11 protein-coding genes and 1 pseudogene are annotated in these 12,788 nt (G+C 68.2%); all 12 read right to left on the bottom strand.

Features of this window, described 5'->3' with window-relative positions:
• Positions 1-42: 42 nt before the first annotated feature.
• The 12 genes and pseudogenes from GBA65_RS26275 to GBA65_RS08210 all read right to left on the bottom strand — a co-directional run bounded on the left by GBA65_RS26275 (position 43) and on the right by GBA65_RS08210 (position 12,777).
• The gene (locus GBA65_RS26275; RefSeq protein ID WP_407691078.1) at positions 43-360 is read right to left on the bottom strand and encodes a GMC oxidoreductase; all 318 of its coding nucleotides are present in this window, start codon (positions 358-360) and stop codon (positions 43-45) included.
• A gap of 29 nt (positions 361-389) precedes the next feature.
• Positions 390-1,754, bottom strand: a pseudogene (locus tag GBA65_RS08260) (GMC family oxidoreductase N-terminal domain-containing protein); the annotation flags it as partial.
• Complete coding sequence (locus tag GBA65_RS08255) at positions 1,744-2,430, bottom strand: gluconate 2-dehydrogenase subunit 3 family protein (RefSeq protein WP_166396166.1); 687 nt, start codon at positions 2,428-2,430, stop codon at positions 1,744-1,746. The pseudogene GBA65_RS08260 and the gene GBA65_RS08255, both read right to left, overlap by 11 nt.
• 16 nt (positions 2,431-2,446) lie before the next feature.
• Positions 2,447-3,337: an alpha/beta fold hydrolase gene (locus tag GBA65_RS08250; RefSeq protein WP_207956245.1), complete on the bottom strand. Its 891-nt coding sequence runs from the start codon at positions 3,335-3,337 to the stop codon at positions 2,447-2,449.
• A 241-nt stretch (positions 3,338-3,578) separates the two neighbouring features.
• Positions 3,579-4,373 (bottom strand): alpha/beta fold hydrolase, encoded by a 795-nt coding sequence (locus tag GBA65_RS08245; protein WP_207956244.1) that lies wholly within the window; start codon positions 4,371-4,373, stop codon positions 3,579-3,581.
• 386 nt (positions 4,374-4,759) lie between these two features.
• Positions 4,760-5,803: an ROK family protein gene (locus GBA65_RS08240; protein WP_207956243.1), complete on the bottom strand. Its 1,044-nt coding sequence runs from the start codon at positions 5,801-5,803 to the stop codon at positions 4,760-4,762.
• 751 nt (positions 5,804-6,554) lie between these two features.
• Positions 6,555-7,415 carry an HpcH/HpaI aldolase/citrate lyase family protein gene (locus GBA65_RS08235; protein WP_166396163.1) on the bottom strand — a complete coding sequence of 287 codons (861 nt, stop codon included), beginning with the start codon at positions 7,413-7,415 and terminating at the stop codon, positions 6,555-6,557.
• Entirely contained in the window at positions 7,415-8,221 is an 807-nt protein-coding gene (locus GBA65_RS08230) for a GntR family transcriptional regulator (protein ID WP_166396162.1), read from the bottom strand. Before GBA65_RS08230 ends, GBA65_RS08235 begins: the two co-directional genes overlap by 1 nt.
• Complete coding sequence (locus tag GBA65_RS08225; protein ID WP_166396161.1) at positions 8,221-9,420, bottom strand: CaiB/BaiF CoA transferase family protein; 1,200 nt, start codon at positions 9,418-9,420, stop codon at positions 8,221-8,223. Before GBA65_RS08225 ends, GBA65_RS08230 begins: the two co-directional genes overlap by 1 nt.
• A complete protein-coding gene (locus GBA65_RS08220) occupies positions 9,417-9,929 on the bottom strand; it encodes a MaoC family dehydratase (RefSeq protein WP_166396160.1) in 513 nt (170 codons plus the stop codon). The genes GBA65_RS08225 and GBA65_RS08220 overlap by 4 nt, the downstream gene beginning before the upstream one ends.
• Positions 9,926-11,098 (bottom strand): acyl-CoA dehydrogenase family protein, encoded by a 1,173-nt coding sequence (locus GBA65_RS08215; protein ID WP_166396159.1) that lies wholly within the window; start codon positions 11,096-11,098, stop codon positions 9,926-9,928. Before GBA65_RS08215 ends, GBA65_RS08220 begins: the two co-directional genes overlap by 4 nt.
• Before the next feature lie 95 nt (positions 11,099-11,193).
• Complete coding sequence (locus tag GBA65_RS08210) at positions 11,194-12,777, bottom strand: amidase (protein WP_166396158.1); 1,584 nt, start codon at positions 12,775-12,777, stop codon at positions 11,194-11,196.
• Positions 12,778-12,788 lie beyond the last annotated feature (11 nt).

The following is a 12,788-nucleotide window of genomic DNA, read 5'->3' as shown; positions in this document are numbered from 1 at the left end:
GGTAGTAGAGGTCCTTCACGCTCGTGACGCCGGCGGGGTGGCCTACGACCCCGCCCAGGTGTTCGTGTGGTAGGCGAACCTCATCGGCCTAGCCCTCCCTCGACGCCGCGGCCATCGCCCTGCCGGGCCCCGTTGGCGGACGACCTGCTCGGCGACGCGCCACGCGTTGGCCATTATGGTCAGGGTGGGGTTGACCCCGGTCGAGGTCGGAAACGGGCTGCCGTCGACGGCGTAGAGGTTCTCCACCTCGTGGGCCTGGCACCACTCGTTGAGGACGGACTCCTCGGGTCCGTGCCCATGCGGATGGTGCTGTGCTGATGAGAGGCGTTGCCAGTGATCCTGTCTATGTACACCGGCCAGGACTTCTTCGCCCCGGCGGCGTCGAGGATCTCGACGTTCTTGTCGATGATCCAGCGTCCCTGCTGGATGTCGTTGGTGTGTGCCTTGTGGGTGACGCGCGCGACCGGAAGCCCCCAGGCGTCCTTTACGCTCTCGTCGAGCTCCAGGCGGTTCTCGTACTGTGGCAGGTCGTGCAGGCAGACGCCGACGGCCATGCTGTGGTTGAATAGTTCGCGGTCGGCGTCCTTCATGCCCTGGCCCCACGCCGGCTGGTCCGGCATCGTGAAGTTGATCGGCAGCGGCACCCCGACCCCGGCCGCCGCGACGTGAGAGCCGCCGACGAAGCCGTTGTCCTGCGAGCCCTCGAGGAACTCGAACGTGCTCCCGCTCACGTAGCCCCCACCGGCCCAGCCGTACATCTCCTCCTCGAAGACGCCGACGGCCGCGCTGTACTCGTGGAGGGTGAGGTAGCGCCCGACGAGGTCGTTACCGTTCGCGAGGCCGTTAGGGAAGCGGACCGAGCGCGAGAGCAGGAGGAGACGCGCGGACTCCATCGCGCCGCAGGCGAGCATGAAGACGTCGGCCTCCTGCTCGACGAAGTCGCCGTCCGCGTCCTGGTAGACCGCGCTCTTCGCCCGGCCGCGCTCGTCGACGGTGATCTCGTGCACGTAGCAGTCCGACCTGAGGTCGAAGCGGCCCGTGGCCACGGCGTCCGGTACGAAGGTCGTGAGCGCCGTGGACTTGGTCCCCGTTGGGTCGCCGTGCTGCTGGACGAACGCGCTCTGCACCGTCGCTCGACGGCCGTTGTGCGGCCTGGAGAGCATCGCCATCGGGGTGGGGAAAGAGTTGTAGCCGAGCGCGGCGCAGCCCTCGTGGAACTTCTGGGCGTAGCGGGTGGGCCGCATGGCGGGGACGGGGTAGTCGCGGCTACGCGGGCCCTCGTACTTGTTCGCGCCCGCCTGCCCCGAGACCCCGAACGACCACTCGACCTTGTCGTAGTAGGGCTCGAGGTCTTCGTAGGTAATGGGCCAGTCCTTGAGGGAGGCACCGTCGACCTCGCCGTAGATCGTCTCCTGCTTGAACTCGTTCACGGTCATACGGGGCACCCAGCCCGTCCAGTGGACGGTGCCGCCGCCGACCATCTGCGGCACCGGGCAGAAGAGCTCGACCTTCGGGTCCTCCTGCGGGGAGTGGCGGAAGGTCCTGGGGTTGAGGATCGGGTCGGGCCACAGGTTGTACCTGTTGGCGTTGGCGAGTTCGTCGCCGCCGAAGCTTTCGGGCTTTCGCCACGGGCCCTTCTCGAGCGCGACGACCCGCAGGCCGCTCTCGGTCAGCACCTTCGCCGCTGTCGCCCCTGAGGCCCCGGCCCCGATGATGCAGACGTCCGCCCTCTCGGGCTTCTTCTTACCGGCCATCCGCGGCCTCCTCTCCGTGATCTGTGCTTTCGGCGAAGTAGGGGAGCGTCGAGTAGCGGCCGGAGTGAACCTCGGCCATGGACTCGGGTCCCGGGAAACCGAGTACCTCCCAACCGACGCGGTCCCTGTTGCCGCCGTAGACCGGGTCGCCGTAGAAGCCCTGGCGCGTGTGAAGCACGAGCAACGGGAAGAACAAAAGGTCCGATTCGTTGAGCGTCTGCTGCATCGCGGGCTCGGCCTCCTCCTCGGGCGCCCCGTAGCCCGCAGCGACCTGGTGCTCCTCTTGCTCCCCCTCATCCATGCCGGAGCGGGACTCCATCGCCCCGAGCACCTCGTCCTGCTGCCCCTCGGTGAGCGCGCGGAAATCGTCGCCGAAGAGCTCCCGGCTCCTCCGGTCCATCTCCGCGATGCCCTCCGTGTAGACCTTGCGTAGGCCTTCGATGCGCTGTCGCCACGCTTCGGCCCTCTTGCCGGAGAGCTTCTCGAAGCCGCTGCCGTCGGGCTTAGCGTAGACGTATTCGATGCCGGAGAGGTACCGGTCCAGGAAGCCCGTAGTGTTGGCCTCGCGGGCGCCGGGCTGGTGGTCCGTCGGGATGATGCGGGACATCGCCGCCTCGACCGTCGCCCACTGGTGCTCGTCGAAGAAGAGCCGCTCCGTGCTTCTCTGCTCGTTCATCGTCCCTTCCTTTGCCTTAGCCCTGGCCGCGGAAGAACTCGAGGTACGCCCCGGCGAGGTCCTCGGGGCACTCCTCGGCGAGCTGGTGGCCCCAGGGGAAGATCACGCCGCGCACGTCCTCGGCGACCTCCCTCATCTGCCGCTCGTTGTCCTCGCCTATGAAGTCCTTGCCGCCGACGGCGAGCACGGGCATGGGGAGCTTCGTCTTAGCCGCCTCCCGGTTCTGCTCGGCGTCCTCGAGGGTCGCGCGGTAGATCTCGAACATGCAGCGCAGGCCCCCCGGCGAGGAGTAGCAGCGGATGTACTCGTCGAGGGCGTCCGGGGTGATCGCGCTCGGGTCTTTCGTCTCGTGCTTGATGAAGTAGCTGAAGTACTCCCGCTCCCTGCCGGTAATCAGGAGCTCGGGGAAGTCCGGCACGGCGTAGAAGTTGATGTGCCACAGCCAGACGTACGTGTTGACGTTCTCGGCCGTCAGGAACGAGTACTCCTCGAGGCCGAAGCCCGGCAGGATCATCTCCTGATACACGAGCTGTTCGACCCTCTCCGGGTAAGCCGCCGCAAGCTGGTACGCCGCCGCGGCCCCCCAGTCCTCACCGACGAGCCGGAACCGCTCGTGGCCCAAAGTGGTCATGAGCTCGGCGAAGTCCTCGGCGACGTTGCGCATGTCGTAGCCGGAGGTGGGATGCTGCGAGTCGCCGAGGCCCCTCATGTCCGGCACGATGACGGTGTAGTGGGGCGTGAGCAGCGGTACGACGTGCCTCCAATGGTACGACGTCTTCGGAACGCCGTGCAGAAGCAGCACGGGCTCCCCGGACCCCGCGGTCATGTAGTGCAGCCGAACCCCGTTTACCAGCGCTCGGCCGTGCGTGACCTCGTCCCCGTTGTGGTCTTTCACCCGGTGGCTCACCTGATGCCCATCTCCTGCGTCCATTCGGTGCTCCTCTCCCATATCGGTTTTCCGCCTTTTTATCGGGAATCCTTCGGCTCCGGTAGCGTCTGCTCCGATCGGAACGATCCGTCCCCCTCGCCTCGGCTCGCCAGTCGCGATGCCCCTGTGGCCCCCGAGCTCGGGGGCCACAGGGTCGCCAGGGGTAGCGAGCGGAATATTTCGGCGAGCACGGTGCCCGATCGGAGGACCGATCACGCTCCTACTTCGCCCCGAACTTCGTCCTGTCGAAGCGGGTCACTATCTCCACGAGCGCCTCGGGGTTTTCCTCCGCTATCCAGTGCCCCGACTCGGGGACCGACTCGGCGGTCACGTCCTCGGCGACCTCGAGGCCCATCTCCTCGGTGACGGCGCTGAACAGGCTCATCTGCCCGTACAGCCCGAGGCAGGGCATCTTCAGCTTCCCGTTGTCCTCGATCGCGGCGCGGGTGTCCGCGGCATCCTGGTCGAAGGCCCGGTACAGGTCGAAGCCCGCGCGCATCGCCCCCGGCTCTCGATAAGCACGGGCGAAATGCTCGGTGTCGACGGCGGTGGGCTTGTAGCCGAGCTTGTCGTAGAAGTGCTGCAGGTACCAGTGCTCGCGGCCCGCTGTCAGCGCCTCGGGCAGATCGAAGACCTTATGGAAGGAAAAGTGGAACAGGGTAGGGTCATTCTTCATCCGGTCGTGGACTTCCGTGCCCGGGAGCGGCGCCTCCCCGTAGCCCATGGCTCGGGTGTCGTCCGGGTAGCGGAACGCGTACGCCGTGGCCAGCTGTCCCCCGAGATCGTGCCCCATGACGAAGGCAGGGCTGGTCAGCCCCAAGTGGTCGTGGAGCAGGAGGTGGATGTCCTCCGCCATCGAACGCTTGTCGTACCCGCCCCTTGGCAGTTCCGTGACGCGCGGGTCGCTGGTCAGGCCGTAATCGCTCCTCGGGCGGGACGAGTTGCCCGCGCCGCGGTAGTCGGGGCGACGACCCGGTACCCGGCGTCGGCAAACATCGGGATCACGTGGCGCCACTGCCAGGAGGTCTCCGGCCAGCCGTGCAGCAGGACGAGCGTGTTCTCCCCGAGCCTGCGTGGTAGTAGTGCATTCGCACGCCCGTTTCCAGAAGTGCGGTACCGGAGTCGAGGTGCATGGTAGTGTCGTCTATCGTCATCGCCAGTCCTTTCTCGTTTTGGCCCATGAAACGCATTGGGGCAACGCGTTCCGAAGTTATCTAAAGCGAACGTCGTCGTTCGCTTCGTTTCCTTGCCCGACATCGCCTTCGTCGCGGCCTCCCCGGAACCTCATCTCGTGCTCCCTCCGAACGCTGATCTCTGCTTGCCGCGCCCCACCCGTAGCGGCGACCTCGTCGACGCCCCCGCTCCCTAGCCTGTTACGCGGTGCCGTCCACATCGTCGGATCTACCCGGCCGCCGCCAGCACTCCTGCGGCGGCCATCACGCTCGCGCCCACGACGCCGGCGGAGTCGTCCAACTCGCTCATCACCACCGGCATGTTGCGCGTAGCGAGCGGGAGCGAGCGCTGGTAGACGGCGCTCCGGATCTCGGCCAGGAGCGTGTTCCCTACGTGAGATACTCCGCCCCCGATCACGATGAGCGAGGGGTTGAGCACGCTGACCAGTGAGGCGAGCGTCTGACCGATGAGCCTACCGGACGTCCGAATGACGTCGAGGGCGCACCTGTCTCCGCGCCTTGCCGCCTCCCCGATGTCCACCGTGGTCAACTCACCCCGTTCCTTCAGGACGGCGGCCATGATGTCGGATTCTCCCCTCCTGGCGCACCTCTCGGCCTCCGCGACCATCGCGGGCGCCGCCGCCATGGCCTCCAGGCAGCCCCGGTTGCCGCAGGTGCAGGTAGGACCGTTCGGGTCGACCATCACGTGCCCGAGGTCGCCCGCGCATCCCTGCGGTCCGCGGTGCAGCCGGTCGCCGATGATGATCCCGCTGCCGATCCCCGTGCCGACCTTGACGAAGATCATGTTCGCGATCCCCTTGCCGACCCCGCCCCAGTGCTCCCCCAAAGCCATCACGTTCACGTCGTTGTCCACAAAGACCGGCGCGGCATACTCCCGCACGAGTACTTCGCGTATCGGGTACCGATCCCACCCGGGCATGATCGGCGGCACGGTCAGCAAGCCAGTCGCCTGCTCGACGGGCCCGGGGACCCCCACGCCGACGGCCAGAACTTCCTCCCGGCGTGCCCCCTGCTCCTCCAAGAGCTCCACCACGATCTCCTTGACCCGGCCCAGAACCAGACGCGGCCCGAGCCTGACGTCCGCCGGCTCCGCCCTGTGGGCAAGGAGCTCGCTTCCCAGGGTGGTTAGCGCGACGTCGACGGAGGTGGCCCCTACGTCCACGGCCACGACGAGACCCGCCGAACGCGGGATCCCGAGCAACGAGGAGCGACGCCCCCCATCGGACTCCGCGAAGCCCTCCTCGGCGAGCAAACCCGCCTCCGTCAGGCGTGCGACCTCCGACGATACTTTGCCCCTACTCGACCCCAGAACCTCGGTGAATCGAGCTCGCGATACCGGCCTTGCCTCCGCATGGACGTACGCCATGATCGCGGCCTGCGCCTTGTTTTGAACGAGCGGGTAACGCGAACGTAATCCCGCAGCATCGATCTTGTCGCTCATCGTCTCCTTTCCTTGTGCTTATTCTGCCTGTACTTTTGTCTGTTTGTCAACAACATTTGTTTATTTTTTTCAGAAGTCCCTGTTCCCATGACGCGTGGTACCGGGGAGGCATGGGCGAACGGGCCGAACGGACGGTGTTTCCCCTTCGGGCCAGATCGTGCTTCGGGGCGGCCCCGAGCGACCTCGCGAGCGAGCGCGACCAGAGATAGCGCAGGGCGTGGTGGGAGCCGCACTCCTTCGCCGCCGAGACCTACTACCGCGGGCGCAACCTGTGCGGCCGTTGCTAGGGCAAGCTCAAGCAGCGGCTTCCCTTAGCGGCGCGGTACGAGAAGCGGACAGCAAGCTACCCGGCGACGGTGGTCATCACCTCACTGCTCGTCCCTTCCTGCGTGGCCCTCCGAACAGGCCCCGAGCGCCTCCGTTACGGCAGAGCTCGCAGGTGTCGCACCGGGGCACGTGCCTCTCGAAGGCGGCGCTCCCGGCGGAGGCATCCGGCCGCTCGTGGGCCGGCGATAGGGGCGCTGCCAAGCACCGGCGACGGGGCAGCGGGTCTCGGCGAGCCTCAGCGCCTCCTACCCGGAGGCGGCGGTGTTGTGGGCGCGGGAGCCGTGCCGGCACGCTCTACGATCGTCCTCGCCCGCTCGATCATCGGACGATCCACGACCTCGCCGTCGATCTGAACCACCCCGCCTCCCTCCCCGGGGAGGCCGTCGAGCACCCGCCGGGCCCAGGAAACCTGCTCCTCCCCAGGCACGAAGCCGCGGTTTACCGCCCCGATCTGCCGCGGGTGTATGCAGAGCTTCCCCCCGAAGCCCATAAGGCGCGCGTCGTCGACGTCCGAGGCGAGCTTCTCGGCGTCGTCGGTCGCGGTGGTGACGCCGTCTATGGGCGGCCTCAGGCCCGCCACCCTCGATGCCAGGACCAGACGAGAACGGGCGTAGAGTAGCTCCTTGCCGTCGCCCTCGATGTCGGCGTCGAGCATGAAGTCCACCGAGCCGAAGGCCAGGCGTTGGATGCCCGCGGCCTCGGCCACCGCACGCGCTTCCCAGACCCCTAGAGCCGTCTCGACGAGCGCGAGAACGCCGACGTCCTCGGGGAGGTACCCGCGGACCTCGGCGATCTGTTGCGCGCCCTCCGCCTTTGGGAGCATCACCCCGTCGAGACCCGGACAACCCGCTATCGCCTCGAGGTCTTCGGCGAGCCAGCCGGTCGACGCGGCATTCACCCTGACGTAGGCGGCCGGGCGCTCCGTGGAGAGCCATGCCGCTACCGCCTCCCGGGCGCCTGCCTTGCTCCCGGCCGCGACGGCGTCCTCGAGGTCGAGCACCACTACGTCGGCCCCGCTCCCTTGCGCCTTCTCGAAGCGGTCCGGACGGTCGCCGGGCACGAACAGGTAAGAACGGGCGTCCGTTTTGCGGCCCATCAGAAGCCCTTGCGCAGGTGGATCACGTACTCGAACGCGGAGGGGGGGTGGAAAGACTCCGCGAACTCGACGGGCGCTCCCCCCGTCGCGTAGTAGAGGCGGGAGATCTTCAGCACGGGCTCGTGGGGTTCGAGACCGAGGTGCTCGACCAGCTCCTCGTCGGCGCCGCCGGCGGATATGCGCTGCTCCACCCCGGCGACCTCGATCCCGCTGTTGCGCTCGACCTGAGCGTAGATCGGGACGCTGTGTATGGTCTCCGCCCTGAGGCCTTTTGCGAGCTCGACCGGCACGTACACCTTCGTGTAGCCGAAGACGGCCCCGTCCCTCTCGCAACGCAGGCCGTTTATACGCACGACCCGGGACCTTTCGGGCTCCAGATCCAAAAGCTCCGCGACCTCAGCGCCCGCGGGCTCTTCGACGACGGAGACGGGTTTCAGCACGGTCTCGCTCGCGAACTGCACCAGGTCGTTGATGGAGCCTATGACCGGGTTCACCTGCAACCCGCGCTTGCGGTCACGGACGGTGCTGCCCTTGCCCTGGCGGGAGGCGAGGTACCCACGATCCCTGAGGTGCCGGAGCGCCTGGCGAACGGTGTGGCGGCTCACGCCGAAGCCGTCGGCGAGCTCGACCTCGGGCGGTAGCTGGTCTCCGGGGGCGAGCTCGCCGGAGTCGATCCTGCCGCGCAGCTGGTCGGCCACCTGCAGGTAGAGCGCCACGCCCCTCTGCGGGGACGGCGGGAACGCGAAGACCCGACCCCTGGGCCTCCCGGACCCGCCGGAGGCTTCCTTCGAACGCTTGGGTTCCACTAACCGGCCTCGCCCTTCGCCAACTCGCCTACGTCCACGTCAGCGTACCCCAGAATCTCCTTCAGCACGTACTCCGTGTCCCCGCCCATGGTCGGGGCCGCGCGCGCGGGCACGGGAGCCCCGCTCACCTTGATCGGGCAGGAGATCTCCTTGACCACGCCGCGCCCCTCGTGCGGCACCTCCAGGATCATGTCTCGCGCCGAAAGCTGCGGCTCGCTCAAGGCCCCCGGTATGGTGTTCACCGGAGCGCAGGGGACGGCGTCGCCGAAGGTCTCGATCCACTCGGCCGTCGTGCGCCCGAGGAGGACCTCCTGCAGCGCCGGGAGGAGCCCTTCCCGATGCTCGTACCTCGCCGCGAAGTCGCGGTAGCGCGGGTCCTCCTTCCATTCCGGCCTCTCCAGCGCATCGCAGAGGTTGCCCCAGAACTTCTCCTTGTTGCACATTATGTACATGTAACCGTCGCCCGTGGCGAAGCGCTGCGAGGGCACCAGCGACGGGTGCCCCCCGTTTGGCGCCCGCGGCGGCAGGTAACCCTCGTTGAGGTACCAGGCCGCCAGGTAGTTGAGGTTGGAGACGGCGACGTCGAGCAGGCTCACGTCCACGTCGGTGCCCCGCCCGCTCTCGCGCGCCCCGAAGACCGCGGAGACGATGCCCAGCGCCGCGGCCATCCCGCTCATGAAGTCCACCACCGAGAGCCCGCAGCGCGTCGGGGGATCGTCGGGCTCCCCGGTCACGCTCATCCACCCGGCGAGGGCCTGGGCCAGGTAGTCGTAGCCGGGCTGGGAGAACCGGGGACCGGTGAGCCCGAACCCCGTCAGCGACGCCGCTACGATCCTGGGATTCACCTCCCCGAGCGTCTCGTAGGTGAGCCCCATCTTCGCCGGCAGGTCGCCGCGCAGGTTGTTCGCGACCGCGTCGGAGACGCGCACCAGGTCGTGCAGGATCCGGCGCCCCGACTCGCTGCGCAGGCTGAGGCTCACGCTCTTCTTGTTGCGGTTGAGGGACTGGTAGAAGAGGCTGTCCCCGTCGTCCGCGTAGGGGCCCACGGAGCGGCTCACGTCGCCGCCGAGCGCCGGGTCTTCTACCTTGATCACCTCGGCCCCGAGATCCGCGAGCTGCATGGTCCCGAAGGGCAGGGCCCCGTACTGCTCCACGGCGACGATCCTGACGCCTTCGAGCGGCAACCTCCCGTCGTTCATTCCGCACCCTCCGAGGACGAGGAGGCGCGCACGGCCTCAGCGGCCTCGCGCTTGGGGACGAGGAGGCTGCGCCGGTACGTCAGGACCGTCTCGTCCCGCTGGTTGTAGGCGCGCGTCGTGACGGCGACGATCCCGCGGTCGCTGCGGCTCTTGGACTCGCGCTTCTCGATGACGGTGGTCTCCGCGTAGATCGTGTCGCCGTGGAAGGTAGGCCCCTCGTGCTTGACGGACTCGTACTCGAGCATGGCTATCGCCTTGCCGCTCACGTCCGGCACGGAGAGCCCGACCGCTATGGCGAAGACGAGCGTACCGACAACGAGGTTCTGGCCGAACTGCGTGCCTTCGGCGAAGGCGGCGTCTATGTGCAGGGGATGCTGGTTCATCGTCAGGAGGGCGAACTGCGTGTCGTCCGCCTGGGTGATGGTCCGCCCCGGCCAGTGCTTGTAGACGTCTCCCGGCTCGAACTCCTCGTAGAATCGGCCGAACGTGTCGCGGGCGTCGTGGATCATCCCTCCCCTCCTTTCTCCAGGTCCAGCGCGTTCTGCTTCAGGAGCCCCCTCGCTATCACCATGCGCTGTATCTCGTTGGTGCCCTCGCCTATGGCCATCAGCGGCGCGTCCCTGAAGTAACGCTCCACGTCGTAATCCTTGTGGTACCCGTTGCCGCCGTGGATGCGCATGGCGTCCAGGCTGTTGTCGATGCCGGCCTCGCTGGCGAAGAGCTTCGCCATGCCCGCCTCGAGGTCGCACCGCTCGCCGCGATCGAACTTCTCGGCCGCGTTCCTGACGAGCAGGCGGGAGGCCTCGATGCGGACCGCCATGTCGGCGAGCTTGAGCTGCACGGCCTGGTGCTCGGAGATGGGTTTGCCGAAGGCCTCACGCTTTTGGGCGTAGGCGATAGCGTCCTCGAAGGCGGCACGGGCGATGCCCAGGCCGCGGGCGGCGACGTTGATGCGCCCCAGCTCGAGCCCCTTCATGATGTGTTGGAAGCCCTTCCCTTCCTCGTTGCCGAGGAGATTCTCTGCCGGCACCCGGAAGTCCTCGAACACGAACTCGGCGCTGTCGATCCCCCTGTACCCCAGCTTCTCGGGACGACGCTTCGCCTCGAAGCCGGGCCCGCCCTTCTCGACGATGAACGCGCTGATGCCCCTGTGGGCCGGCTCGGCGGTCGGGTCGGTCTTCATCGCTACGAGGAAGGTGTTCCCGAAGATGCCGTTGGAGATCCACTTTTTGTGCCCGTTCACGACGTAGTGGTCGCCTTCCCGACGCGCCTCGGTGCGTATGGCCTGCACGTCGCTGCCCGCGGAGGGCTCGGTGATCGAGAGTCCCCCCCGCCTCTGCCCGGAACACAGGTCCGGCAGGAAGCGGTCGCGCTGCTCGGGCGTCCCGGAGAGGTAGATGTTGTACGCCAGGATGAGGTGGCTGTTGATGATGCCGGCGATGCTCATCCAACCCCTGGAGAGCTCCTCTATTATCTTCGTGTAAGAGGAGGCGGAGAGGCCGAGGCCGCCGTACTCCTCGGGGAGGATCGCACCGAACAGCCCGAGCTCCTTCATCCGCTCCACGAGCCCGTGGGGGTAGGCGTCCTCCGCGTCGAGCTCGCGGACGACGGGCCTGACCTCCTCCTCCACGAAGTCGTGGACGGTCCCCAACAATGACTCTTGTGCCTTGGTGTCCAAAGGTGCCTCCTTCTAGGCTAAGGTCGTAGCGGCGGCTTCGGATACCGCCCTTCGCGGGCCGCGGTGCACGCTCACGAATAGCGTCGCTCGGTCCATCAACCAGCCGCTCCCCGCGTGCGCTCCAGAACCCGGCCCGTGCCGAGGATCGCCGCCTCCTCCATCGGCCGGCCCACGATCTGGAGGCCGACGGGGCACCCGCGGTCGTCCGATCCCCAGGGCAGGGTGAGCGCCGGATGCCCCGTGGCCGTGAAGGGCATCGTGAGCCTCGACAGCGCGAGCTGGGTCGGCCACGTCACGTCGCCGACGCGCACCTCCCGCACACCGGCGTCCGGCGCCGTTACCGCAGTGGTCGGCATCAGCAACACGTCCGCCTTCTCCAGGGCCGCGTCGACGTCCTTCTGGAGCATCCCGCGCAGCCGCTGCGCGCGCACGTAGTCGGCGGCGAGGAAGAACATGCCCATCTCCAGGCGCAGCCGGACGTCTTCGGGGAGGAGATCCGCCTTCCGCGCGAGCATCTGGCGGTGCACGTCGAGGGCGTCCGCGGCGATGGTGAAGAGCTGCGCCGCAGGCGCGAAGCGCATGGAGGGGATGTCGGCCTCGATCACCTCCCCCCCTGCCTCGACCACGGCCCGTTCGCAGTCCTCGACCGCGGCCCGCACCTCGTCGGAGAGGTGGTCGAAAAAGTAGGTGCGGGGGACCCCCACGACCACCCCGTCCAGGTCGCGCCAGGCGGTGGTCGACGCGGCGAACGGCTCGTCCGAGAGGACCTCCAGAAAGAGCGCCGCGTCGGCGACCGTTCGTGTCACGGGCCCTACGTGGTCCATGGTGCGGCCGAGCGGGTACACCCCCGCCGTCGAGACGCGGCCGAAGGTGGGCTTGAGGCCCACCACGCCGCAGCAGGCCGCGGGGACGCGCACGGACCCGCCGGTGTCGGTCCCCAGAGCCCCCGCGGTGATGCCCGCCGCCACCGCCGCCCCAGACCCGCCGCTAGATCCCCCGGACAGGGCCTCCTCCCGGCGGGGGTTCAGGACCCGGCCGAAGTCCGGGTTGAAGCTCAGGGCGCCGTAAGCCAGCCCGTGCAGGTTTGCCATGCCGAGGATCACCGCTCCGGCGCGTCGGAGGCGGGCCACGCAGGCGGCGTCTTCTCTGGCTGGCGCAAGGTCCAGGACCCGCGTTCCGCCGGTAGTCGCGTAGCCCTCGACGTCGATGAGGTCCTTTACCGCGACCGTGACCCCGGCTAGCGGGCCTACCTCCTCCCCGCCCCACACGCGCCGGTCCACGGCGTCGGCCTCTTCGCGCGCCCTCTCCTCGAAGAGGGCGATGAAGGCGTTGAGGTGCCGCTGACGGTGAGCGCTCTCCAACGCCTCCTCCACGAGGTCCACGGCGCTCGTCTCGCCGCTCTGCACGGCGGCTGCCTGCTGCCCGGCGGTTCGGGGAGGGCCGGAGCTCTCCCCGTCCGCCGCGAGCGGGCGGCTCTGCCACCGCTCGCGCGCGGGCCGGTTGACGAGGCCGTGTACGTCGATCACGCCCTGCTCCAGCGGGATAGGAGCCTCGGCGAGCAAGGAGATCACCTCGCGATCCGTCCGCACGCGACCGAGCCAGGCCTCGTGGCGCCCCCGATCGTCCAGCTCGTAGAGCCCGGCGATGGCCGCGACGCTCTCCGGGGAGAGGTCAGCCAACCCTACCCCCT

It is taken from the genome of Rubrobacter marinus (assembly GCF_011492965.1).
In the GTDB taxonomy this organism is placed as follows: domain Bacteria; phylum Actinomycetota; class Rubrobacteria; order Rubrobacterales; family Rubrobacteraceae; genus Rubrobacter_F; species Rubrobacter_F marinus.
This window is presented reverse-complemented; position numbering and strand designations above follow the sequence as displayed.